Genomic DNA, 22447 nt, shown 5'->3' on the forward strand with positions numbered 1-22447 from the left:
AGGGAATCGTTCAGTCGAGCGTGGTGCCCGAGCTTTTGACAATGGGGGCCAGGCGAGCGCGGTCGCTGGCATAGAGCCTGGCCATGTCTTCCGGCGTGCCGGTAATGAGTTCCGCGCCGGAGTCGACGATCTTCTTGGCCGTTTCGGGGGCGTTGACCACCTTGTTGATGGCTTCGTTGAGCTGCTTGACGATGGCGTCGGGCGTGCCGGCCGGGGCCATCACGCCCCATACGCTAGCCAGCTCCACGCCCTTGATGCCGGACTCGGTGTAGGTGGGCACGTCGGGCAGCAGCTTGGAGCGGCGCGCCGTGGTCACGCCGATGGCGCGCACCTTGCCCGACTGGATGTGCGACAGCAGCGTGGGGATGGAGCCCATGTACATGTCGATGCGCCCGCCCAGCAGGTCGGGCATGGCCTGCGCCATGCCGCGGAACGGCACATGCGTGAACTTGATGTTGGAGCTTTTCTGCCAGGCCTCGCTGATGATGTGCGAGATGGTGCCCGTGCCCGGCGTGGCAAAGCTCAGGCGGCCGGGGTCCTTCTTCGCGGCCTGGATGATGTCGTCCAGCGTCTTGTACGGCGAGTCGGCATTCACCACCAGCACGGCCGGGCCGGCGGCCACCAGGGCTACCGCACGCAGGTCCTTGTCGGGGTTGTAGGTAAGCTTGGAGTACAGCAGCGGGTTGAGCACCACGTTGTCGGTCTGCGCCATCACCAGGGTCAGGCCGTCGGCAGGGGCCTTGGCCGTCTGGTCCAGCGCCAGGTTGCCGCCAGCACCGGGCTTGTTCTCCACCACGATGGCCCAGCCGTTTGCGTCGGTCAGCTTGGTGCTGACCAGCCGGGTGAGGTTATCGGTGCCGCCGCCGGCCGGGAACGGCACGATGAACTTGATGGGCCGTTGCGGGTAGTTGCCCTGGGCACGGGCCGGGACGATGGTGGCCGTGGCGGCAGCTACTGCCAGCAGGCCACCGAGGGCCAGGGTGCGTCGGGTCAGGGTCATCATTGCAGGTGTCTCCAGTAGGTTGGTATTCGGGTAGCTCCGTGGTCGGTCAAGGGCGGCTGGCAAGCACGTGGCTGCCCAGCCAGGCGATGGCTTCGTCAGTGGACGCGCCGGTGAACGGCTGCGCCGCATGCGCCTGGGCCGTGGTGGCGAAGAGCGCTTCGACGGCCGGCGAGACGATGGGCGCCAGGCCATTGCGCACCATCTGCTGCTGGGCTTCGGCCACCTCATTGCGGCGGCGCGCCGAGTGGGGGATGTGCGTGCGCACCATGGACTCCATCAGCGTGCGCAGGGGGGTCTCGTCGATGTCCTGCAGCACGGCGTACAAAGGCTCGCGCAGGCCCATGGCCTCGGCCGTGACCAGGCATTCCACGGCCAGTGCCTCCATGCCCTTGGTGTAGATGCTGCGCAGGAGCTTGAGCGAGGCGGCATCGCCCGGTTGCTCGCCCACCACGCGGACCGAGCCGCCCAGGGGCAAGAACAATTCCTGTACAAAACCGGCCTTGACGCCCGCCACCAGCAGCGGCGTCCTGCTGCCGCCCAGGTTGACGGCTCCGGTGATGGCCACATCCACGAAGTGCGCCGCCCCGGCCTGGGCCAGCGCACCGCAGGCGCGCATTTCGGCGGGGTCGGCCGTGGTCATGTCCACGTACACCGCACCTTGCTGCAGGTGCGGCAGGCTGGCCGCGAACACCTCGCGTGCCACGGTGCCGAACACGGCGCTCACCACCACGTCGGCGCCGGCCAGCCAGGCACCGGGCGCGGTATGCACCTGCCCACCAGCGGCCTGCACGGCGCCAGCCACCGCAGCGTTCGGCTGCAGATCGCACAGGCCCACCAAGCTGTGCCCTTGTTCCAGAAAGGCCTGCATGTAGCAGGCCCCCACCATTCCACCACCAAGCATTGCGAACTTCATAAAAATACAAATTCAAAACATTGAAGGCAGTTTATGAACTCATCTCGACAACCAATCACAGGGTTTTCCCTTGTAATTGGCTAATTTGCATTTTTTTTGTATTTTTTCAGAACGGGAGCGGACCACCCCGACTGCCAGACCCGTCGCCTAGAATCACCCCACCCATCCACCCCACCCTGGTGCAAACACAGTGCAAAACGTGAAAGACAAGGCGTACGAGGTGCTGCGCCAACGGCTCATCGGCGGGCACTATCGCCCGGGCGAGCAGCTCAAGGAAGAACCCATTGCCCGCGACCTGGGCCTGAGCCGCACGCCGGTGCGCAACGCGCTGCACCGCCTGGTGGAAGACGGCCTGGCGACCGATGGCGCGGGCCAGGGCATCCGCGTGTCGGAGTGGAGCGACTGGGATGTGGAGGAGACCTTCCAGCTGCGCATGCTGCTGGAGCCGTATGCCTCGTTCCTCGCGGCCACGCGTGGCGGCGAGGGGCTGGCCGACGCGCTGGAGGCCAGCAACCAGCGCATGGAGGCGGGCATCGCCGCCGGCCAAGATGGCATTGCCGAGGTGCAGTCAGCCAACCGGGATTTTCACCACGCGCTGATCGAGGCATCGGGCTCGCCGCGCCTCAAGACCATGATGGCGACCATGATCGACATGCCCATCATCAAGCGCTCGTTCTACATCTACACACCCGAAGAACTGGTGCAGAGCGTGCACCACCACCGCGACCTCGTGATCGCCGTGCGCGCCCGCGATGGCGAACTGGCGCGCCAGGTGATGCAGCTGCACCTGCGCATGTCCTACCACCGGTTCATGAAGCACCGGGGCGAATACCGGCAGGCCCCGGCACCGTAGCGGCGGCCTTTTTACCGCCGCCGCGCCGAGCGCACCCCCTGCACGCCCGCCACGATGCCCAGCACCTTGTTCAGGCGCCCCGAGTCGGCCACCTCCACCGTGAAGGTCATCCACGCCGTGCCCTTGACGGACTGGGTCTGCACGCCGATGACGTTGGTCTTCTCGCGCGCAAACACTTCGGAGATGTCGCGCAGCAGGCCCTGGCGGTCGGCAGCCTCCACGGCCACGTCCACGGGGTAGACAGCGGGCTTGTCGGCCGACGAGGCCTTGGGCAGGCCCCAGTCCACCTCGATCACGCGCTCGCCATTCCTGGCGGCCATCTCGCGGAAGTTGCTGCAGTCCGAGCGGTGCACGCTCACGCCCTTGCCGCGTGTGACGAAACCGCGGATGTCGTCCGGCGGCGCGGGCTTGCAGCACTTGGCCAGCTGGGTCATGAGCGAGTCGATGCCCACCACCAGCACGCCGCCCTTGGGCGATGACTCGTTGGCGCGCGGCTTCTTCAGCAGCAGGTAGTCATCGGGCTGCTGCGGCGGCTCGGCCGGGCGCAGCACGGTCTCGATGTTGCGCAGCGAGTATTCGTCCTTGCCCACCACCTCGAACAGCGCGTCGGCCGACTTGAAGCCCAGCTGCACGGCCAGGTCGTCGAGCTTGACGGCCGTCTTGCCTTCGCGCTGCAGCAGGCGCTCCACCGCCTCGCGGCCGCGGGCGACGGTTTCGTGCGTGGCCTGGGCGTTGAACCAGGCGCGCACCTTGGCCTTGGCGCGGTGGCTGGTGAGGTAGCCGAGCTCGGCGTTGAGCCAGTCGCGCGAGGGGCGGCCCTCCTTCACGGTGACGATCTCCACCGTCTGGCCGTTCTGCAGTGCGGTGTTCAGCGGCACCATCACCCCGTCGACCTTGGCGCCGCGGCAGCGGTGGCCCAGGCTGGTGTGCACGCTGTAGGCAAAGTCCACCGGGGTGGCACCCTGGGGCAGGTCGACCACGGCGGCCTCGGGGGTCAGCACGTAGATGCGGTCTTCGAACAGGCCGTTGCTCTTGTGCGCGGCGCCGGCCAGGTCGCGCTCCCACGCCAGCAGCTGGCGCAGCACGGCGATCTTGGCGTCGTACTCGCCCGTGGCGGACACGCCCACATAGCCCTTGGCCCCAGCCTCCTTGTAGGCCCAGTGCGCGGCCACGCCGTGCTCGGCATGCTCGTGCATGGCCTGGGTGCGGATCTGGATCTCGATGGGCTTGCCGTTCTGGTCGTCGCGCACGATGGTGTGCAGCGACTGGTAGCCGTTGGCCTTGGGCTTGGCGATGTAGTCGTCGAACTCCTCCACAATGGGCGAAAAGCGCTGGTGCACCCAGCTCAGCGCGGCATAGCAGTCCTTCACCGTGGGCACCACCACGCGCAGCGCGCGGATGTCGTACACCTGGTCGAAGTTGAGCGACTTGCCGCGCATCTTCTTGACGATGCTGTAGATGTGCTTGGGCCGGCCCTGCACGCTGGCGCTGATGCTGCGCGCGCGCAAATCCGATTCGAGCCGGGCGCGCAGCTGCTCCATGTAGACCTCGCGCTCGCCGCGCTTCTCGTCGAGCAGGCGCGCCACCTCCTTGTAGGTGTCGGGCTCCAGGAAGCGGAAGGACAGGTCTTCGAGCTCCCACTTCACCTGCCAGATGCCCAGGCGGTTGGCCAGTTGGGCAAACACCTGCAGCGACTCGCGCGCCAGGCTGGGCGACATGGGGCGCTTGGTGGCCGCGTGGTAGCGCAGGGTCTGCAGGCGCGAGGCCAGGCGCAGCATAACCACGCGCAGGTCGCGCGAGAAGGCCAGCAGCATCTTGCGCACGTTCTCGGTCTGCAGGGCCGGGTCGTCCAGCTGCTGCGCGGCACGCGCCTGCTGCTGCACGCGCACCAGCTTGGTGGTCTCCACCGCCAGCGCGGCAAAGTTGGCACCAAAGGCCTTGGTGATGACCTCCTCGGGCTTGTTCAGGTGCACGCACGAGTACACCAGGTAGCTGGCGGCCTGCATGGCCTCGGAGCCGCCGATGCTCTTGAGGATGGCGGCCACGGCGTCCGCGTGGGCCAGGGTGTTCTCGCCGGAATCGAGTGTTTCGCTGGCGATCAGCGGCTCGGCAAAGGCCCGGGCTCGCGCCAGGGCGTTCACCTGCTCGGGCAGGGTGTGGGCGGTGGCCGCGATCAGCTGGGGCACGGCCTCGGCCGTGTTCAGCGGCGGGCCGGGGGGCGGGGCAAGCGTCTTCATGCGGTGGCTGTGCCTCCGTTCGCCAGCAGAAAGTCACGCACCACGGCCACCTGGTCGGCCGCCACCAGGGTGGGCGCATGGCCCACGCCCGCAAACTCCACCAACTGCGCCCGCGGGCCGCGCTGGCCCATGGCCTGCGCCGTCTCGTGCGAGAGCAGGTCCGACTGCGCGCCGCGCAGCAGCAGGGTGCGTGCGGTGATCTGGTCGTACAGTTGCCACAAGAAGGCCTCGCCCGCGGCGGCCGCCTCTTGCGTCACGGAGCGGAACGGCACGGCAATGGCCGGGTCGTAGTGCAGCGTGACCCCGCCCTCGGGCAGGTTGCGCACCATGGCGCGCGACAGCTCCAGCCACTGGGCCGGCGTGTGCGGGCCAAAACTGGTGGAGATGGCCCACATGGCGTCGGCCGCCTGCTGCAGCGACTCGAATTTGGCCAGAAAGCCCAGGTACTGGCCGATGCGCTGCAGCGCCTGCCACTGGATCACCGGGCCCACATCGTTGAGCACCAGGCGGCGCACGGGTGCGGGCAACGGCAGCTCGGGCTGGCCTGCAATGCCCATGCCGATCAGCCCGCCCATGCTGGTGCCCACCCAATCGAGCGTGGCGATGGGTGCCTGCTGGTGCAACTGTGCCAGCAGGGCCACCATGTCGGCGCCGTACTGGGGAATCTGGTAGCCCATGGGGTCGGCCAGCCAGTCGCTCTGGCCGCGGCCCACCACGTCGGGGCAGACCACGCGCGCGTGCTGGCTCAGCTCGCGTGCCAGCACGTCGAAATCGCGCCCCTGGCGCGACAGGCCGTGCACGCAGACGATGACATGGGGGTGGGCCGGGTTGCCCGTGGCGTTCCATTCCCAATAGGCCATGCGGTGCTGCGGGCCTGTGACAGGCCTGGCGGCAGCAGGGTCTTGACCGGCGGGCACCGCTGCGGCCCCGGGGCCAGGGCACAGTACGTAGTTCAGCGTAGGTTCTATCATGGGTGCGAAATCCGGTAGCGGCACTTGATAATGCCCGCGTTCAATCGACGCCGGCCAGACACATCTGGCTCGGCGTTGCCTTCATCCTAATTCATATTTCATTCGGAGTACCTTACATGCTCAAAGGCAAAACCGCCCTCGTCACCGGCTCCACCAGCGGCATCGGCCTGGGTATCGCCAAGGCCCTGGCGCGCCAGGGCGCCAACATCGTGCTGAACGGCTTTGGCGATGTGGACACGCCCCGCGCCGAAGTGCTGGCCGCCGGCAAGGACGCCGGCGCCCAGGTGGCCTACCACGGTGCCGACATGAGCCGCGTGGCCGACATCGAAGACATGATGAAGTACAGCGCCAGCCAGTTCGGCCGCGTGGACATCCTGGTCAACAACGCGGGTATCCAGCACGTGGCCAATGTGGAGGACTTCCCGGTCGAGAAGTGGGACGCGGTGATCGCCATCAACCTGTCCAGCGCCTTCCACGCCTCGCGCCTGGCCCTGCCCGCCATGAAGGCCGCCAACTGGGGCCGGATCATCAACGTGGCCTCGGTCCACGGCCTGGTCGGCTCGGCCCAGAAGGCCGCCTATGTGGCCGCCAAGCACGGCATCGTGGGCCTGACCAAGGTGACCGCGCTGGAAAACGCCACCACCGGCGTGACCTGCAACGCCATCTGCCCCGGCTGGGTGCTGACCCCCCTGGTGCAAAAGCAGGTGGACGCCAAGGCCGCCGAGCACGGCCTGTCGAACGAAGACGCCAAGAAGCTGCTGCTGGGCGAAAAGGAACCGTCGATGCAGTTCACCACGCCCGAGGAACTGGGCGAACTGGCCGTGTTCTTCTGCTCCCCCGCCGCCAACAATGTGCGCGGTGTGGCGTGGAACATGGATGGGGGCTGGGCGGCACAGTAATAAGCGCTGCCCCTGCGCCTAGGATGGCGCGGCCTCTCCTTCCTGGGTGCTGCAAGCGCGCCGGATCGCCCCTCAGGACCGCAAACACTGCGCCGGCCCGGACCCGGCCTCATCGGGCCGCGCCGAAATCCCCGCCGCAAAGCTGGCCACGCTGGCGTTGCGGATCGGCAGGTAGGTGATGCCCAACCTGGTGCACAAGCGCTTGAGGTTGGTGGCCGAATCGTGGTCCACACAGTCCACGGGGAAGACCACCAGGTGCGCGCCCGACACGGCCGAGGCCAGCAGGCCCTTGCGGTCCTCGTGTCCGCCGTCGTGGCGCTGGAAATCTCCGCCGTGGCGCTCCACCAGGCTGCGGATGGCGGGGGTGGAGCTGGGGCGCCCGCCCACATAGAGGATACGGCGGCCGCGCAGCTGGCCCTCCAGCGCGGCGACGGGCCGGGCACCCTCCTCGCTGTCGGTGATGGCTTCGCGCAGCTGGGTCTCTGCCGCATGCAGCTCGCCGCCCAGCACGCGCACGTGCCGGCGCAGGTGCTCCAGTTCCTCGCGCAGCTGGCGGGCCTCGGCGTGGGAGGTCTGGGCCTCCTGCTCTGCGCGCTCGCGCCTGGCGGTCTGCACGGCCACCAGATCGGCCTGGGCGTGGTGCCGCTGCGCATCACCGCCCTGGCCATCGCCACCGGCGCGCTGCAACGCGGCCTGGGCGGCCGACAGCTGGCCGTGCGCACCGATCAGGCTGCGCTGCATCTCGCCCAGCTCGCTGGCGTGCTCGGCCGCGGCCTCCTGCGCGCGCTGCTGCTGGCGCTCCAGGCGCTCGCGCAGCTCCTGGTTCTCACGCTCCAGCGCCACCAGGCGGCGGATGTCGGCCCGGTTGGCCGCGCCCACCAGGTGCGAGAGCATGTGCACGTCGCCAAAGGCCTTCTGGCGCAGCGCCTGCGTGGCGTGGCGGTGCGTGAGCACGGCCCAGTAGGCGCCAGGGACCTCGCCGCTGTGCAAGGCCTCGTCCCACAGCGCAGCCAGTGCCGCCGCGTCCCTGGCCTTGGCGAACTGGCGCAGTGCGGCGTCGTGCCGCTGGTCCAGCGCCTTGCCCAGGGCCTTGCAAACCGCACCACCTTCATTGGCCAGGCCCACGGCCTCGTGGTGCAGGGCCAGGTCGTCCAGGCCCTGCACGTCGATGAAGCGGCCCATGAGCCGGGCCAACTCTCCCGTGCCCAGGCAGGTGCCGATGATGGAGCAGTGGTAGGGGCCCGGCAGCTGGGCCAGGCGCATGCGCTCGGGGCCGGCCTGCGCTGCTGCTCCAGGGGCATGGGGGCCGTGCCCGCTGTCGCCACAGCAGGCCTGGGCTGCAGGGGATGGCGCACCGGGCAATGCCCTGGCTGACGCCGCGAGCTGGAAAGGGGGTTTCTGCATATCCGGGACGGGTGGTGCGATGCTCGCCCCGCAAGCGGTTCGGTCAGCACTCCACCGGTGAAGAGGGCGATCCCGCCGGCAACGGCCGTGGCACCGATGGCTGGGTGCGGCGGTTCAGCACCTCCGCAATGTCCAGTGCGTCCACGCTGTCGACCAGGAACGAGCACACCCCGCCTGCGCCGGTGGTGAGGGAGAGCACCAGCCGGTCCGTCCCCAGCTCCGGCTCCACGCGCCATTCCTGCACCGGTGCCACGCGGCGCAGCTGTGCGCCACCGCAGAGCGAGCGGACCACCGTGTCATGTTCAAGATCGTGCATGGAGGATAGGGAATTCTTGAGAGGCCAGGGATTCGATATGTTTTCAGGAATATATTGAAACTCACGCCATCCGGCAAGCCTGCAGGATCGATCCACCCCGTGGACAATGGCCCCACTGCCGCTCCATCGCGGTGAATGCAAGGAGACCGCATGGGCGCACAGCGCAACATCGAGATGCTCACCCGCTACACGCAGTGGGCCAACCAGCGCCTGTACCAGGCACTGCAGGCCGTGCCCGAAGCCGGGCAGAAAGCCCCCTGCCATGGCCGCCCCCAGGGCATGGCCGGCGTGCTCGGGCATGTGTACGTCGTCGACCTGATCTGGAAAGCCCACCTGCTGGGCCAAGCGCACGGTTTCACCTCGCGCTCCGCCCCCGCCTACATCCCCTGCGCAGAACTCGCCGGCCTGCAGGCGCAAGAGGATGCCTGGTACGCCGGCTACGCCCAGTCGCTGAGTGGGCAGGACCTGCAGGAGAGCGTGGACTTCCGCTTTGTCGATGGCGGCGCCGGCCGCCTCACCCGCGGCGACATGCTGCTGCATGTGGTGAACCACAAGACCTACCACCGCGGCTATGTGGCAGACATGCTCTATGGCCTGGGGCTCAAGCCACCGACCATGGACCTGCCGGTGTTTCTGCGTGATGTGGCGCAGCCAGCGGGTTGACTGACGGCGCCCAGCCAGCCGTCAGTCCATGCGCCCATCGGCGCGCACCACTGGCAGTTCGCCAATCTTCTTGGCAAACCAGCCGATGCGCCCGGTCTCGCGCACATCGAAGCGCGGCACATAGGGCTTGATGTCGAGCACCGGCGTGCCGTCGAGCATGTCGTTGCCGGTGAAGCGCAGAATGCCGCCCGCCTCCACCGCCACCAGGCGCACGATGGACAGGCCGATGCGGTTGGGCCGCGCGGGCGCGCGCGTGGCGAACACGCCGTGGCTGGTGTCGTCGAGAAAGGGCACCACCTCCAGCCGCTCCTGCGCGCGGTGCAAATGGGTCAGCAGGATCAGGTAGTCGAAGCCTTCGATGTCGCGCAGGCCGGGCCGGAATTCCTCGAACACCTCGACATGCCCGGGTTCGCCGGGCGAGCCCGCCGTCTGGATGGGCATGCCCGCCGTTTCGGTGAAGGGGCTGCGGACCAGGCCCAAGGGCCGGCAAAGAATGGGGTCCTGCGGGTTCATGGCGCCAGCAGCCGGTTCAGGGCCGCGATGTCGGCCGAGGCGGCGGCACGCGCGGCCGCCTCCATGGCGCGGTAGTGCTTGATCACCTGGATGCCCGTGGGCGACAGGCCCGCACCCCCGCCGTGCGAGCCGCCCTTGGCGGTGGTGACCACGGGTTCGATGAGGGCGCCGTTCATCTCGGACACGAGCTGCCAGGCCCGGCGGTAGGACATGTCGAGCTGGCGCGCAGCGGCCGAGATGCTGCCGGTTTCGGCAATGGTCTCCAGCAGCTGCACCTTGCCGGGGCCGATGGCAATGCTGTCGTCGCGGTAGATGCGCACGCGGAACTGGACTTTGGACTTCATGGCGAAAGCGGGGCGTAAGCGGGGCAACAGGACCACCGAGCGTACCGCATGCGGCCCATACCCCATGCAAAACCATCGTCATGTCAGAATGAACATATCGCCAGAACTTTACCGGAAGCCCCGATGCCTCTGCTCTCCTCGCCAGCCCCGGTGCAGCTCGAAGGCCTGGCCGGCCAGCCCTTGCGGCTTTCGGTGGAGGGGCTGCGGGCCCTGCCGCGCGTGGACCTGGGGCCGGCCGACATCGTCTGCATGACCGGGCGGCTGGTGTCGCGCGCCGACGGGTTCGCCGGCGTGCGCCTGAAGGCGGTGCTGGAGCAGGCGGGCCTTGGCACCCGGCACCGGGCCGAGCTCAAGCAGACCCTGGTGCTGTGCCACGGCGCCGACGGCTACCGCGTGATCTTCAGCTGGTACGAGCTGTTCAACACCGCCGTGGGCGAGCAGGTGCTGCTCGTCACCGAGCGCGACGGCCAGGCGCTGGGCACGCCTGCCGATGGAGAGGTGGCCCTGATCTCGGCGGCCGACACCTTTCGCGGGCCGCGCCACCTGCACCGGCTGGCGCGCATCGAGATTCTGCGCCTGCCGGACTGACAGCGTCTGCACCATCGCGGCGCACAAGATCGGTGCACACCCCGGGGGCGGGGCACGGGTCCTGCCTGCACCAGCACCACAAGCCACTGCCGCCACCGCTGCTTCGATGTATTTTTTGGTGCATATCGATGGCACGGAGTTTGCTCACCCACCGCACGATCAATGCTGATCGCCAGGGCGGCCCGTAAAGACGGGGGCTGCTTTCTGGACATGGACAACGGCGTCCGCACGGCCTGGGCACGCGCTTTCGAGCGATGCCTGGGCAGTGCGGACGCCTTTTTTTGGGCCTTGCACCGGGAGTCTCCTTGCCAACCACCTCCGTCAACAGCGTCTGCCCCTACTGCGGTGTGGGCTGCGGCGTGGCCTTGCAGGTCGAAGACCGCAAGGTCATCAAGGTCACGGGCATCAAGACGCACCCGACGAACTTCGGGCGCCTGTGCACCAAGGGTTCGACCAGCGCGCAGGCGCTCAGCGAGTCTGGCCGCATGGAGGCCGCCTTCATGCGCGCCGACCGCCAGCGCGAGCCCGTGCAGGTGGCCATGGATGCGGCCATTGCCGAGACCGCCCGGCGCCTGGCCGCCATGCGCGATCGGCACGGGCCGGACGCCCTGTCTTTCTATGTGTCGGGCCAGATGTCGCTGGAAGCCCAGTACCTGGTCAACAAGCTGGCCAAGGGCTTCATCGGCACCAACCAGATCGAGTCGAACTCGCGGCTGTGCATGGCCAGCGCGGGCAGCGGCTACAAGCTGTCGCTGGGCTCGGACGGCCCGCCCGGCTCCTACCAGGACTTCGACAAGGCCGATGTGTTCTTCGTGATCGGCGCCAACATGGCCGATTGCCACCCCATCCTCTTCCTGCGCATGATGGACCGGGTCAAGGCGGGTGCCCAGCTGATCGTGGTGGACCCGCGCCGCAACACCACGGCAGACAAGGCGCACCTGTTCCTGCAGATCAAGCCGGGCACCGACCTGGCGCTGCTCAACGGCCTGCTGCACCTGCTGCATGCCAACGGCCACACCAACCCCGACTTCATCGCCCAGTTCACCGAGGGCTGGGAAGCCATGCCGGACTTTCTGGCGGCATACACGCCGGACCGGGTCAGCGCGATCACGGGCATCCCGGAGGCCGGTATCCGCCAGGCGGCCCAGCTCATCGGCGAGGCCGGCAACTGGATGAGCTGCTGGACCATGGGCCTGAACCAGAGCACGCACGGCACCTGGAACACCAACGCGATTTGCAACCTGCACCTGGCGACAGGGGCCATCTGCCGGCCAGGCAGCGGCCCCTTCTCGCTGACCGGGCAGCCCAATGCCATGGGGGGCCGCGAGATGGGCTACATGGGCCCCGGCCTGCCCGGCCAGCGCGCCATCCTGGTCGAAGACGACCGCGCGTACGTGGAGGACGTGTGGGGCGTGCCACGCGGTACCCTGCACACCCGGCTGGCGGGCGGCACGGTCGCCATGTTCGATGCCATGGCCGCGGGCCGTATCAAGGCCTGCTGGATCATCTGCACCAACCCCGTGGCCACGGTGTCCAACCGCAAAAAGGTCATCGCCGGCCTGCAGGCGGCCGAGCTGGTCATCACCCAGGACGCGTTTCTCGACACCGAGACCAACCGCTACGCCGACGTGCTGCTGCCCGGCGCCCTGTGGGCCGAGGCCGAGGGCGTGATGATCAACTCCGAGCGCAACCTGGCGCTCATGCAGCAGGCCGTCGAGCCCCCGGGCCAGGCCCTGCCGGACTGGCAGATCATTGCCCGCATGGCCTGCGCGATGGGCTATGCCCACGCCTTCAGCTACGCCAGCGCCGAAGAGGTGTTCGAGGAGATCAAGCGCTTCTGGAACCCCAAGACGGGCTATGACATCCGCGGGGCCAGCTACGCCCGGCTGCGCGAGACGCCGCTGCAGTGGCCGTGCCCGCCCGATGACGGTGCCGACCGCCACCCCATCCGCTACCTCAACGATGGGGTGAGCCAGAAGCTGCGGGTGCTGGAGGACGGCACGCGGCCGCGCATCGCCTTTGCGACGCCCAGCGGCAAGGGGGTGTTCTTCGCCCGGCCCCATGGCGATCCGGCCGAGATGCCCGACCAGGACTACCCCTTCGTGCTCAACACCGGCCGGCTGCAGCACCAGTGGCACACGATGACCAAGACCGGCAAGATCCCGACGCTGACCAAGCTCAACCCCGGGCCCTTTGTCGAGATCCACCCCGAGGATGCGGCAGCCCTGGGCATCCGCGACAAAGACAGCGTGGAGATCCGCTCGCGCCGCGGCCGCGCGGTGCTGCCCGCCGTGGTCACCGACCGGGTGCGTGCAGGCAACTGCTTTGCGCCCTTCCACTGGAACGACGTGTATGGCGACGACCTGGCCATCAATGCCGTGACCAGCGACGCCATCGACCCACTGTCCCAGCAACCCGAGTTCAAGTTCTGCGCCGTGATCCTGGCCCGCGTGGCGCCTGTGCCATCGCAGGTGATCGATGCAGACGACCCCGAAGACACCCCTCTGGGCACCGTGGCCGCCATGGCCGAGATGCTCCACGACGGTTCCGACACCTGCGCAAGAGAACACCACACCATGCAGATCAACGCACTGGCCCGGCTGCTGGGCCTGGAGGCCACCCCCGTCCCGGCGCTCGAGGCCCAAGAACAGCTCTACCTGCAAGGCTTTCTGACCGGCCTGCACAGCGAAGAGGCGCGCAAGCTGGGCGGTGTGCCCACGCTGCCGCCCAGCGCCCCGCTGGCGCCGGCCAAGAAGGCCTTGATCGACGGCATCCTCGCGGGCCTGTTCTCGCGCACCTGGCTGCCGGCGGGCACGCAACCGGCCCTGGGCATGGCCGAGGGTAGAAGCACCGCGCAGGTCGAGGCCCCGCGCGCACCAGCGCAGACCCCGGTGGCAGTGCTGTGGGCCTCGCAAACGGGCAATGCCGAGGGCTTTGCGGCCCAGTGCGCCCAGCGCCTGCAGGCCCAGGGCTGCGCCGTCACGCTGGCCGCGATGGATGCCTTGCGGCCCGACGATCTGCCCGCGGGAGCCCACCTGCTGCTGGTGGCCAGCACCTTTGGCGACGGCGACCCGCCGGACAACGGCGCGCCGTTCTGGCAGGCGCTGCAGGGCGAAGGGGCCACCCAGCTCAAGGGCGCCAGCTATGCGGTACTGGCCTTCGGCGACTCCAGCTACGACCAGTTCTGCGGCTTTGGCCGCAAGCTCGACGAGCGCCTGGCACAGCTGGGCGCCAGGCGCCTGGTGGAACGCGTGGACTGCGAACCCGAATACCAGGCACCCGCAGCGGCATGGCTGGAATCGGTCTGCAAGGCACTGGCAGGGGCCAGGGCAGCAGCGCAGCTTGCGCCCGCGGTGGCGGGAGACGACGGCGGCGAAGACGACACCCTGGCGCTCGGCGTCCCATCCACGCCAACACCCGGCCCGTCTGCCTTCAGCCGACACCAGCCTTTGCGCACGCGCCTGCTCATGAACCGCCGCCTCAACGGCGAGGGCGCGCAGAAGGAGACCCGGCACATCGCCTTCGACCTGGCCGACTCGGGCCTGGTGTACGAGGCCGGCGACGCGCTGGGCGTGTGGCCCGCCAACTGCCCCGAACTGGTGGGGGACATGCTGTCGGCGCTCCAACTGTCGCCCGCGGTCGAGGTGTCGGTCAAGGACCTGGGCCACATGCCCCTGTCACAGGCCCTGCTGCGCCACCACGAGGTGGCGCGCATCACCCCCGAGGTGCTGCGCTTCGTGGCCGAGCGGGCCGCCAGCGATGAACTCACCCGCCTGCTCCAGCCCGGGCACCAGGAGCAGCTCAAGGCCTGGCTGTGGAACCAACAGATCGTGGACCTGCTGCAGGCCTACCCGATCACGGCCAGCGCCTCCGAGTGGCTGGCGGTGCTCAAGCGCCTGCAGCCGCGCCTGTACTCGATCTCATCGAGCCCGAAGGCCCAGGCCGATGAGGTGCACCTCACCGTCTCCACGGTGCGCTACCTGAACGGAACAAGGCTGCGCAAAGGGGTGTGTTCCACGTTCATGGCTGACCGGGCACAGGACATCGATGTGCCCATCTTCGTGCAGAAGTCGGCGCACTTCAAGCCGCCCGCGACGCCAGGCACGCCGCTGGTCATGGTCGGCCCGGGCACCGGTGTGGCGCCGTTCCGCGCCTTTCTGCACGAGCGCCGCGCCCGCGGGGACACCGGGCGCAACTGGCTGTTCTTCGGCGAACAGCATGCAGCCACCGATTTCTACTACCGCGAGGAGCTCGAAGGCATGCACCAGGACGGCCTGGTCACCCGGCTCAGCCTGGCGTTCTCACGCGACCAGGCCGACAAGGTCTATGTGCAGGACCGCATGCGCGAGAGCGGGGCCGAGCTGTGGGCCTGGCTGCAGGAAGGCGCCCAATTCTGCGTCTGCGGCGATGCCAGCCGCATGGCCAGGGATGTGGATGCAGCGCTCAAGGCCATCGTGCAACAGCATGGTGGGCTGAGTGCCGATGCGGCGAATGCCTACGTGTCCCGAATGGCCCAGGAGAAGCGGTATGTGCGCGATGTCTATTGAGCCCGGACCGGCCGCGCTGGGCAACCCGGAACAGGGCCTGTTCTTCCGCTTCGAGTCGGACTTCGTCAGCTCGCTGCGGTGCATTCCCATGGCCGTGCGATTCAAGCTCGACCTGTGCGGAGTCAAGCTGTCGCTGCGGGCCTGGAGCCAGTTCGACCATGCCACCCGCGCCCGCTGCGTGGGCCTGCCGACCCGGTCCGAGGAAGAAGTGCGCGGCTATGGCGAGGCCCTTTGCCAGGCGCTGGAGGCGATCGGGCAGAAGCCGGTGCGGCTCGCCATCGATGCTGCACCTGCGTGGGCAGATGTCCGCAGCGCGCCGGCTGCGGTGCTGGCCAGAGGGCTGGCCGAGGGGATTGCGGCCGAGCGCTTTGCGGGCTGGGGCAAGCTCGCGCCCCTGCAGCGCTTTGCCCTGGTCAAGCTTACGCGCGGCGGGCATGAGAACGCGAACTTCCTGCCGGCACTGCTGGAGTTCGGCCTCTGAGCCGCGGCCTTTTGCACTGGCCTTGGAGCGCACGATGCTGCGCCATCGATATGTTTTGTAAACTATATCGAATGACCATCCCGGGACGGAGAGCCTCTCATGGAGCGTGAAAACCTTGAATGCCTGGTGGCGCTGGGCCAGGAGCGCGATTGGGCGCGTGCGGCCGAGCGCTGCGGGGTGACCGAAGAGCGCCTGAACCAGGTGGTGCACGCCGCGGAGGAGGAGTACGGCCATGCCATCGTTGTGCCGGGGCAGACCTTCCAGGGCTTTACCCCCGAGGGCGAGCGCGTGCTGGCCTGGGCCAATGACTTCTGTGCAGCCTTCGAGCAGCTCGCACAGTGCTTTGCCACCTCGCGCCGGCGCACCCTGGTGGCGCCCCTGCTGGAACGCCGCTCGGTATCGCCCAAGCGCCTGTGCGGCCCCGGCCCCAGCGCACACGACCTGGCCCTGATCGCGCAGGCCGGCCTGCATGCGCCCGACCATGGCGGCCTGCACCCCTGGCGGCTGCTGGAGTTTGCCGGTGGGCAGCGCGCGCAGCTGGCCGACTGTTTCGAGGCCGAAAAGCGGCGCCGCGACCCGCTGGCCCCCGCTGCCGACCTGCAGCGCGCCCGCGAGCATGCGCTGCGCCCGCCGGTGCTGCTGGCCTTCATCGTCTCGCCCAAGGCGCGCACGCAGGTGCCCTTGCGCGAGCAGTGGCTGTCGGCCGGTGCCGCTCTGGGCAACATGCTGAATGCAGCCCACCAACTGGGCTTTGGCGCCATCGTGCTCAGTGGCGAGCGCTGCTTCGACCCGCAGCTCAGCGCCGAGCTGGGCCTGCAGCCGGCCGAATCGCTGGCGGGCTTCATCAGCCTGGGGTCGGTGGTGCAAGCACCTCCGGCCAGAAAGTACGCAAGCCCGGAAGACGTCCTGTCCCATTGGCAGCCCCATGGCACCCCTGCGGCCGATGTGCCCCGTTCACCACCCGAAGCCGACCTCGAGATCGACCCCATCCATGACGACAAGCACAACCGACACCATTGAAGCCCCCGATCGGCGCGAAGCCACGGGCGCCAAGTTCTCCCCGAGCAGCATGCAGTACGCGCGCAGCCAGTCCTGGCGTGCCGTGGCCCAGATGGCCGATGGCATCCGGCCCGGCATGACGGAGGCGCAGGCCCAAACGCACTCCATGGGCGTGCTCAAGCAGATGGGCATGGACCGCATATGGCACCCGCTCATCGTGCGCTTCGGCGAAGCCACCCTCGCCACATTCAAGGAGCGCACCGACCCGGAGCGCGTACTGGGCGAACAGGACATCTTCTTCATCGACATCGGCCCCGTATGGCAGGGCCATGAGGGCGATGCAGGCGACACCTTCGTGGTGGGCGACGACCCTGAGATGCACGCCTGCGCCCAGGCTGCCAGCACGCTTTGGCATGAGGTGGCCGAGCAATGGCGGCGCGAAAAGACCAGCGGCCAGGCCCTGTATGCTTACGCCGCCGAGCGCGCCCGCGCCCTGGGCTGGCGCCTGAACCAGGACATCAAGGGTCACCGTGTCTGCGATTTCCCCCATGCCATCTACAAGGCCGGCAACCTCGGAGACTTCGGCCTGTGCCCCCGCACGGGCCTGTGGATCCTGGAGATCCAGATCGCCCACCCGACGCGTCCCTTCGGCGCGTTCTATGAAGACCTTCTGACAGAGGACGACACCCCGTGACGACACAGCACCCCGCGCCTGCGCAGCCGCTCACCAGCCAGGGCGAGAGCGAGCACCTGTTTTCCTTTGGCACCCTGCAGCTGGAGGCCGTGCAGCTGTCCACCTTTGGCCGGCGCCTCGCGGGCCAGGCAGACCAGCTGCCGGGCTTTCGGCTGGACCTGCTGGAGATCCAGGACCCGGCCGTCGTGGCCACCAGCGGGCAGACGCACCATCCGGTGCTGGTGCGCTGCGCCGCCGGGGACGTCCCTGGCAGCCCCATCCCGGGCACCGTGTTTGCGATCACCCCCAACGAGCTGGCGCAGGCCGATGCGTACGAGGTGGCGGACTACCAGCGTGTGCGCGTGGCGCTGGTGTCGGGTCGGCAGGCGTGGGTGTATGTGGATGCGAGGAATGCGGGGGGTGTGGGCGGGGATTGAGGGCGGGGCTGGGAAGTGCTTCCCGCGGCGCGGCGGTTTTGACGGCATGCCTGTGCTGAGTGCGGGAGCCGGGATGTGCGCCCGGCGGCGCACCTACCTTCTTTTGCTTCGTCAAAAGAAGGTAGGCCAAGAAAAGACGACCCCGCTGCCCGTGTCCCCCTCGCCCGGCGGCGAGGGGGCAGCCTGCGATGCTCGGTCCTGGGGTGTGCCGCAGAACTCGCTGCGTTCTTCGAACTCCGCTCAGACAGCTGCGGCAAGCTAGACAACGATGCGCGTGTCCTTCGGCACGCGCTCACCCCAGGCCCTGCGCTTCTCGGCACGGTCAGAAGGGGGTGGATACCGACACGGGCCATTGCTTCGCTCGGCCCGATCTGCCTCGCTGCGCTTGGCCTGGGCAGGGCCGCCGCGCCAGTGGCGTCGGCAGCGCGCAGCGCGTAACTGACACCCGGCGCTGCTGCCAAGGCAGCAGCCGTGTGGTACCCGCTCCCCACCCCTTCTGGCTGCGCCGAGAAGCGCAGGAGCTGGGGTGGGCGTGTGTGCCGAAGGACACACACGCTTCGTCGTCTGGCTCGTCGATGCTGTCTGAGCGGAGTTCACCCGCAGGGGGAACGCAGCGAGTTCATCGACGCCCACCCCAGATCCGAGCATCGCAGGTTGCCCCCGTTCGCCCGACGGGGCGAGCGGGGGACGCAGACAGCGGGGCGCTGTTTCTTTGCCTACTTTCTTTTTGCGCAAAAAGAAAGTAGGTGCGCCGCCGGGCGCACATCCCGGCCTCCGCCCTGTGAAAAAGCACGCGACAAAAAGAGACGGCAAAACTGAACAACGATAAGCCACCCAACGAAGCTTCCACCCCCCCGCCCGACACATGATGCATCCATCCCCATACCGATCAACCCCACAGCAGCGCCCCCGTACCGATTCAAAGAAAATCAATCAGCGGCCGATGCCCCCATGAAAGCACCTCCACCATGACCTTCCCCCACTGGCTCCTCTTCTGCGGCGTCTCCCTGCTGATGTGCTTCACCCCCGGCCCCGCTGTGCTGCTGGCGGTCTCCAACTCCATGGACGTGGGGGCCCGGCGCACGGCCTTCAGCTCGGTCGGCAGCTCGGCGGGCATCTACCTGGTCTCGGGCCTGGCGATGCTCGGCATGGGGGCCATCCTCAGCATGTCGGCCAACGCCTTCCTGGTGATGAAGGTGGTGGGCGCGATGTACCTGATCTGGCTGGGCGTCAAGCGCTGGCGCAGCAAGGATGCGCTGATCAGCAGCGATGCCGGCCAGGCCCCCACCGACCGGCGCGAGCGCAAGAACTGGCAACTGCTGGTGCAGGGGCTGGGCGTGTCGCTCACCAACCCCAAGTCCATTCTGTTCTTCTCGGCGCTGTTCCCACAATTCATCGTGCCCGGTGAACCGCTGTTCACCCAGTACCTGCTGCTGACCACCACCTTCGCCATCTGCGCGCTGATCTCGCACGCCTTCTACGTGGCGCTGATCTCCCTGGTCAAGCGCCATGTGGTGGCGCGGGCCCGGCTGTTCAACCGCATCGTGGGCGGCACTTTCATTGCACTGGGCCTGGGCCTGCTGAACACGCGTCACAAGCTGGGCTGAACGCGGCCGGAAAATATCGTCACACCGGCTTCGGACGTTCGGTTTCGCGCTCGCGCAGGCTCAAAAGCCCCCAGCCCCAGCCGCCAGCCGCCGAGCAGCCCGGCCTCGCTGGAGCGGGCATGCCAGGCATCGCGGCAGGCCACGGCGAACAGGGTGCTCCCCAGCACCAGCACCACGTACCACAGCGGCAACACCACCGCCGCTGCCGGGAGCAGCTTGACCATGGGCAGCGTCACGGCGCTCACCAGCACGGTGACCACACTGGCCACCAGGGAGACCGTGCGGTGGCGCACGCCATGCAGGTGGCGCAAGAAGAAGGAAGCGGACGACCGCCGCCACGGCACCCGATCAGATGAGGCCCCGGGCCCGCGCCTCGTAGATCGCCTCGGCCTTGGACCGCACCTTGAGCTTGGCATAGGTGCGCCGCACGAAGGTGAGCACCGTGTGGTGCGAGACCTCCAGCACGCGCGCGATCTCGTCGGCCGTGAAGCCCTTGGTGATGTACAGCAGCACCTCGCGCTCGCGGGCGGACAGTGTGACCACGTGGCTGGCCTCCGCCGTATCCGCGTCGGCATGGGCGGCGGACTCCGAGGCCGGCGCACTGGCCTGCTTGAAGCGCATGAGCACCTGCCTGGCGATCAGCGGGCTGATGGGGCTGCCGCCTGCATGCAGGCTGCGGATCTCGCCGACGATGCGCTCGGGCATGCTGTCCTTGAGCAGGTAGCCGCTGGCGCCGGCCTCGATCGACTGCAGCACATGCGCCTCGTCGCCAAAGGCCGTGCTGACCATCACCGCGCAGGCGGGCCACAGCCGCGCGGCCGCCGCGATGGCCTCGATGCCCGAGCCGTCGGGCAGGCCCAGGTCCACCAGCAGCACATCGGCCGCCGGCCCCTGGCCCAGCGCCTGCAGTGCCTGCGCCAGCGTGTCGGCCACCCACAGCAGGCGCATGTCGTCCGTCTGCCGGATCGCCGAGGCGACCGCGGCCTGGAACTGCGGATCGTCCTCCACGAGCGCAATCTGGATGCTGGCAGGGCTTGTTGAAAGGGCTGGGGACATGGGCGGAACGGGCTGGAATCTCTCGGACAGGCGTGGGGCCCGGGGAGTTTCCCACAGCATCGGCTTTTGCGCTGTCCCTAGTTCTAGGGACAAGCGGGCATGCCGCCACGCCCTGCCCCGGCTACGCCCCCGCCAGGGCCAGCGCATCGGCCCCGGCCGGGGTGCGCAGGGGCGCCGCCGCGTCCGTCACCGCGCGCCAGACCGCCCGGGCCACGTCGTCGGCGTGCGTCACGGGCGTGGCCGTGTCGCGCACGGCGGCGTACACGCGGTCGCGGAACTCCGCATAGGCCTCGGGCACGCTGCCGACCATGCGCGGCAGCGCGTTCTGGCCAAAGCGCGTGTCGGGTGCGCGGCCAGGCAGCACCAGGCGGGCGCGCACGTTGAAGGGCGCCAGCTCCAGCGCCAGCGACTCGGTGAAGGCATTCACCGCGGCCTTGCTGCCGGTGTAGACCGACAGCAGGGGCAAGGGCAGCAGCGTGACGCTCGAGGTGACGTTGACCACCACGCCCGCGCGGCGCTCACGCATCTGCGGCAGCACGGCCCGGGTCATGGCGATGGTGCCCAGCACATTGGTTTCAAAGACTTCGCGGGCATGCTCCATGGCAATGCCCTCCAGAGGCGCGAGCACGCCGATGCCGGCGTTGTTGACCAGCGCGTCGATGGGGCCGGCATCGGCGATGCAGCGGCGGATGCTGTCGGCATCGGCCACGTCCAGCGGCAGCACGTGCAGGAAATCCGATGGCGGCAGCAGGTCTTCGCGCGGCGTGCGCATGGTGGCGATGACGCGCCAGCCCTGGTTCAGGAAGAAGCGGGCCGTCTCCAGGCCGAAGCCGGACGAGCAGCCCGTGATGAGTACGGTGGATGGGTTGGGCATGGGGTGGACTCCAGGTGGCAGGCAATGAATGAAGGCACCGATGGTAGGAAGGCCCGCCTGGATTGAATACACTCGCCAGTCCATTGTTTTGTCGAAAGCGTCCAGCCCCCATGAACGCCCCGGCCACCGATCCGCTGGCGGAAGTCGTCTCGCTGCTGCGGCCTGCCGCTCCGTTTTCCAAGCTCGTGGTGGCGTCGGCCCCCTGGGCCGTGCGCCGCAGCGAGACCGGGCGGCCGTTCTACTTCGTGGTGCTGCAAGGCAGCTGCCACCTCACGATAGACCGGGTGGACAGCCCCGCGCACAGCGAGACCCTCACGCTGCAGCAGGGCGACTTTGCGCTGATCCCTGCGGCGCGCAGCTTCGCCACCAGCAGCGTGGACCGCGCGCCCCCGCGCGAAGGCGAAACCGTGGACACCCCCATCGCCCCCATGCCCGGCGGCGCGCGCGTGGGCGACCCGGCCAGCCCGGTGGACGTGCGCATGCTGGTGGGCCACTGCGTGTTCGAGTCGCCCGACGCGGCCCTGCTGGTGCCGCTGCTGCCTCAGTGGTTGCACGTGCGCGGCGACCGGCGCCTGGCCACCCTGGTGGAGCTGGTGGGCGACGAGTCGCGCAGCGAGCGGCCCGCACGCGAGATCGTGATGGCGCGCCTGCTGGAGGTGCTGCTGATCGAGGCCCTGCGTTCATCGGCCCGCACCCAGGCCGCACCCGGCCTCGTGCGGGGCCTGGCCGACCCGCAACTGGCGCTGGCGCTGCGCCGCATGCACGAGCAGCCCCAGGAGCCGTGGACCATGGGCCGGCTCGCGCAGCAGGCCGCCATGTCGCGCAGCGCCTTCTTCGGGCGCTTTCACCGCACGGTGGGCATGGCACCCATGGAATACCTGCTGGCCTGGCGCATGGCGCTGGCCCGGCAGATGCTGCGCCAGGGGAAGCTGGCCATCGCGGAGATCGCCGAACAGGTGGGCTACAGCTCGGTCAGCACCTTCGGCGTGGCCTTCACGCGGCATGTGGGCATGCCGCCCGGGCGGTATGCCAGGGAGCAGGCGTAGCCCGGCGCCCTCGCATGCTCGCA

General features: G+C 68.6%; 22 protein-coding genes. 11 read left to right on the plus strand and 11 right to left on the minus strand.

Annotated features, from left to right (window positions below; all coding sequences use genetic code 11):
- Window positions 1-10: 10 nt before the first annotated feature.
- Both HNP48_RS29460 and HNP48_RS29465 read right to left on the minus strand, forming a co-directional pair.
- Window positions 11-1003, minus strand: coding sequence for a tripartite tricarboxylate transporter substrate binding protein (locus HNP48_RS29460; protein WP_184864016.1), 993 nt, complete (start codon window positions 1001-1003; stop codon window positions 11-13).
- 46 nt (window positions 1004-1049) lie between these two features.
- Window positions 1050-1916 carry an NAD(P)-dependent oxidoreductase gene (locus HNP48_RS29465; RefSeq protein ID WP_184864018.1) on the minus strand — a complete coding sequence of 289 codons (867 nt, stop codon included), beginning with the start codon at window positions 1914-1916 and terminating at the stop codon, window positions 1050-1052.
- A gap of 190 nt (window positions 1917-2106) precedes the next feature.
- On the opposite strand from HNP48_RS29465, the gene HNP48_RS29470 reads away from it, so the two are divergent.
- Window positions 2107-2769 (plus strand): GntR family transcriptional regulator, encoded by a 663-nt coding sequence (locus tag HNP48_RS29470; RefSeq protein WP_184864020.1) that lies wholly within the window; start codon window positions 2107-2109, stop codon window positions 2767-2769.
- An 11-nt stretch (window positions 2770-2780) separates the two neighbouring features.
- On the opposite strand, the gene HNP48_RS29475 is transcribed toward HNP48_RS29470, so the two are convergent.
- Together HNP48_RS29475 and HNP48_RS29480 are read right to left on the minus strand one after the other, a co-directional pair.
- On the minus strand, window positions 2781-5006 hold the full coding sequence (locus HNP48_RS29475) for a bifunctional (p)ppGpp synthetase/guanosine-3',5'-bis(diphosphate) 3'-pyrophosphohydrolase (protein WP_184864022.1): 2226 nt from the start codon (window positions 5004-5006) through the stop codon (window positions 2781-2783).
- Window positions 5003-5977 carry an alpha/beta fold hydrolase gene (locus HNP48_RS29480; RefSeq protein WP_184864024.1) on the minus strand — a complete coding sequence of 325 codons (975 nt, stop codon included), beginning with the start codon at window positions 5975-5977 and terminating at the stop codon, window positions 5003-5005. The genes HNP48_RS29475 and HNP48_RS29480 overlap by 4 nt, the downstream gene beginning before the upstream one ends.
- A 116-nt stretch (window positions 5978-6093) precedes the next feature.
- Between HNP48_RS29480 and HNP48_RS29485 the strand changes: the two genes are divergently transcribed.
- The gene (locus HNP48_RS29485; protein WP_184864026.1) at window positions 6094-6876 is read left to right on the plus strand and encodes a 3-hydroxybutyrate dehydrogenase; all 783 of its coding nucleotides are present in this window, start codon (window positions 6094-6096) and stop codon (window positions 6874-6876) included.
- Between the two features lie 72 nt (window positions 6877-6948).
- Here HNP48_RS29485 and HNP48_RS29490 read toward each other — a convergent pair whose 3' ends face one another.
- Both HNP48_RS29490 and HNP48_RS29495 read right to left on the minus strand, forming a co-directional pair.
- Window positions 6949-8280 (minus strand): DUF2325 domain-containing protein, encoded by a 1332-nt coding sequence (locus HNP48_RS29490; RefSeq protein ID WP_184864028.1) that lies wholly within the window; start codon window positions 8278-8280, stop codon window positions 6949-6951.
- A 43-nt stretch (window positions 8281-8323) separates the two neighbouring features.
- Window positions 8324-8596 carry a hypothetical protein gene (locus HNP48_RS29495; RefSeq protein WP_184864030.1) on the minus strand — a complete coding sequence of 91 codons (273 nt, stop codon included), beginning with the start codon at window positions 8594-8596 and terminating at the stop codon, window positions 8324-8326.
- A 150-nt stretch (window positions 8597-8746) separates the two neighbouring features.
- Between HNP48_RS29495 and HNP48_RS29500 the strand changes: the two genes are divergently transcribed.
- Window positions 8747-9259, plus strand: a complete 513-nt coding sequence (locus tag HNP48_RS29500) for a DinB family protein (protein WP_184864032.1) — start codon at window positions 8747-8749, stop codon at window positions 9257-9259.
- 21 nt (window positions 9260-9280) lie between these two features.
- On the opposite strand, the gene tsaA is transcribed toward HNP48_RS29500, so the two are convergent.
- Entirely contained in the window at window positions 9281-9772 is a 492-nt protein-coding gene (gene tsaA / locus HNP48_RS29505; RefSeq protein ID WP_184864034.1) for a tRNA (N6-threonylcarbamoyladenosine(37)-N6)-methyltransferase TrmO, read from the minus strand.
- Window positions 9769-10116 carry a winged helix-turn-helix domain-containing protein gene (locus HNP48_RS29510; protein WP_184864036.1) on the minus strand — a complete coding sequence of 116 codons (348 nt, stop codon included), beginning with the start codon at window positions 10114-10116 and terminating at the stop codon, window positions 9769-9771. Before HNP48_RS29510 ends, tsaA begins: the two co-directional genes overlap by 4 nt.
- Before the next feature lie 123 nt (window positions 10117-10239).
- Here HNP48_RS29510 and HNP48_RS29515 point away from each other — a divergent pair, with 123 nt between their 5' ends.
- From HNP48_RS29515 to HNP48_RS29545, 7 genes are all read left to right on the plus strand, one after another.
- Complete coding sequence (locus tag HNP48_RS29515) at window positions 10240-10704, plus strand: molybdopterin-dependent oxidoreductase (protein ID WP_184864039.1); 465 nt, start codon at window positions 10240-10242, stop codon at window positions 10702-10704.
- A gap of 305 nt (window positions 10705-11009) precedes the next feature.
- Window positions 11010-15251 (plus strand): sulfite reductase subunit alpha, encoded by a 4242-nt coding sequence (locus tag HNP48_RS29520; RefSeq protein WP_184864041.1) that lies wholly within the window; start codon window positions 11010-11012, stop codon window positions 15249-15251.
- Window positions 15241-15732, plus strand: a complete 492-nt coding sequence (locus HNP48_RS29525; protein WP_184864043.1) for a nitrate reductase associated protein — start codon at window positions 15241-15243, stop codon at window positions 15730-15732. Before HNP48_RS29520 ends, HNP48_RS29525 begins: the two co-directional genes overlap by 11 nt.
- Before the next feature lie 99 nt (window positions 15733-15831).
- The gene (locus HNP48_RS29530; RefSeq protein ID WP_184864045.1) at window positions 15832-16752 is read left to right on the plus strand and encodes a nitroreductase; all 921 of its coding nucleotides are present in this window, start codon (window positions 15832-15834) and stop codon (window positions 16750-16752) included.
- Window positions 16724-17425 carry a M24 family metallopeptidase gene (locus HNP48_RS29535; protein WP_184864047.1) on the plus strand — a complete coding sequence of 234 codons (702 nt, stop codon included), beginning with the start codon at window positions 16724-16726 and terminating at the stop codon, window positions 17423-17425. Before HNP48_RS29530 ends, HNP48_RS29535 begins: the two co-directional genes overlap by 29 nt.
- Window positions 17422-17841, plus strand: a complete 420-nt coding sequence (locus HNP48_RS29540; protein ID WP_184864049.1) for a gamma-glutamylcyclotransferase family protein — start codon at window positions 17422-17424, stop codon at window positions 17839-17841. Before HNP48_RS29535 ends, HNP48_RS29540 begins: the two co-directional genes overlap by 4 nt.
- Window positions 17842-18809: 968 nt before the next feature.
- Window positions 18810-19448, plus strand: coding sequence for a LysE family translocator (locus tag HNP48_RS29545; RefSeq protein WP_184864051.1), 639 nt, complete (start codon window positions 18810-18812; stop codon window positions 19446-19448).
- Here the strand turns inward: HNP48_RS29545 and HNP48_RS29550 are convergent.
- From HNP48_RS29550 to HNP48_RS29560, 3 genes are all read right to left on the minus strand, one after another.
- Window positions 19433-19759, minus strand: a complete 327-nt coding sequence (locus HNP48_RS29550; protein WP_184864053.1) for a hypothetical protein — start codon at window positions 19757-19759, stop codon at window positions 19433-19435. The two genes, HNP48_RS29545 and HNP48_RS29550, sit on opposite strands and share 16 nt — an antisense overlap.
- A 37-nt stretch (window positions 19760-19796) precedes the next feature.
- Window positions 19797-20504, minus strand: coding sequence for a response regulator transcription factor (locus HNP48_RS29555; RefSeq protein WP_184864055.1), 708 nt, complete (start codon window positions 20502-20504; stop codon window positions 19797-19799).
- A gap of 121 nt (window positions 20505-20625) precedes the next feature.
- On the minus strand, window positions 20626-21378 hold the full coding sequence (locus HNP48_RS29560; RefSeq protein ID WP_184864057.1) for an SDR family oxidoreductase: 753 nt from the start codon (window positions 21376-21378) through the stop codon (window positions 20626-20628).
- A 110-nt stretch (window positions 21379-21488) separates the two neighbouring features.
- Between HNP48_RS29560 and HNP48_RS29565 the strand changes: the two genes are divergently transcribed.
- Window positions 21489-22424: an AraC family transcriptional regulator gene (locus HNP48_RS29565; protein ID WP_184864059.1), complete on the plus strand. Its 936-nt coding sequence runs from the start codon at window positions 21489-21491 to the stop codon at window positions 22422-22424.
- Window positions 22425-22447 lie beyond the last annotated feature (23 nt).

It is taken from the genome of Acidovorax soli (assembly GCF_014207955.1).
In the GTDB taxonomy this organism is placed as follows: Bacteria; Pseudomonadota; Gammaproteobacteria; order Burkholderiales; family Burkholderiaceae_C; genus Acidovorax; species Acidovorax soli_A.

Bases quoted from the DNA above. Each gene is read 5' to 3' on its own strand.
- HNP48_RS29460 (WP_184864016.1), bottom strand. From the start codon at position 1,003: ATGATGACCCTGACCCGACGCACCCTGGCCCTCGGTGGCCTGCTGGCA.
- HNP48_RS29465 (WP_184864018.1), bottom strand. From the start codon at position 1,916: ATGAAGTTCGCAATGCTTGGTGGTGGAATGGTGGGGGCCTGCTACATG.
- HNP48_RS29475 (WP_184864022.1), bottom strand. From the start codon at position 5,006: ATGAAGACGCTTGCCCCGCCCCCCGGCCCGCCGCTGAACACGGCCGAG.
- HNP48_RS29480 (WP_184864024.1), bottom strand. From the start codon at position 5,977: ATGATAGAACCTACGCTGAACTACGTACTGTGCCCTGGCCCCGGGGCC.
- HNP48_RS29485 (WP_184864026.1), top strand. From the start codon at position 6,094: ATGCTCAAAGGCAAAACCGCCCTCGTCACCGGCTCCACCAGCGGCATC.
- HNP48_RS29490 (WP_184864028.1), bottom strand. From the start codon at position 8,280: ATGCAGAAACCCCCTTTCCAGCTCGCGGCGTCAGCCAGGGCATTGCCC.
- HNP48_RS29495 (WP_184864030.1), bottom strand. From the start codon at position 8,596: ATGCACGATCTTGAACATGACACGGTGGTCCGCTCGCTCTGCGGTGGC.
- HNP48_RS29500 (WP_184864032.1), top strand. From the start codon at position 8,747: ATGGGCGCACAGCGCAACATCGAGATGCTCACCCGCTACACGCAGTGG.
- tsaA (WP_184864034.1), bottom strand. From the start codon at position 9,772: ATGAACCCGCAGGACCCCATTCTTTGCCGGCCCTTGGGCCTGGTCCGC.
- HNP48_RS29510 (WP_184864036.1), bottom strand. From the start codon at position 10,116: ATGAAGTCCAAAGTCCAGTTCCGCGTGCGCATCTACCGCGACGACAGC.
- HNP48_RS29515 (WP_184864039.1), top strand. From the start codon at position 10,240: ATGCCTCTGCTCTCCTCGCCAGCCCCGGTGCAGCTCGAAGGCCTGGCC.
- HNP48_RS29525 (WP_184864043.1), top strand. From the start codon at position 15,241: ATGTCTATTGAGCCCGGACCGGCCGCGCTGGGCAACCCGGAACAGGGC.
- HNP48_RS29530 (WP_184864045.1), top strand. From the start codon at position 15,832: ATGGAGCGTGAAAACCTTGAATGCCTGGTGGCGCTGGGCCAGGAGCGC.
- HNP48_RS29535 (WP_184864047.1), top strand. From the start codon at position 16,724: ATGACGACAAGCACAACCGACACCATTGAAGCCCCCGATCGGCGCGAA.
- HNP48_RS29545 (WP_184864051.1), top strand. From the start codon at position 18,810: ATGACCTTCCCCCACTGGCTCCTCTTCTGCGGCGTCTCCCTGCTGATG.
- HNP48_RS29555 (WP_184864055.1), bottom strand. From the start codon at position 20,504: ATGTCCCCAGCCCTTTCAACAAGCCCTGCCAGCATCCAGATTGCGCTC.
- HNP48_RS29560 (WP_184864057.1), bottom strand. From the start codon at position 21,378: ATGCCCAACCCATCCACCGTACTCATCACGGGCTGCTCGTCCGGCTTC.
- HNP48_RS29565 (WP_184864059.1), top strand. From the start codon at position 21,489: ATGAACGCCCCGGCCACCGATCCGCTGGCGGAAGTCGTCTCGCTGCTG.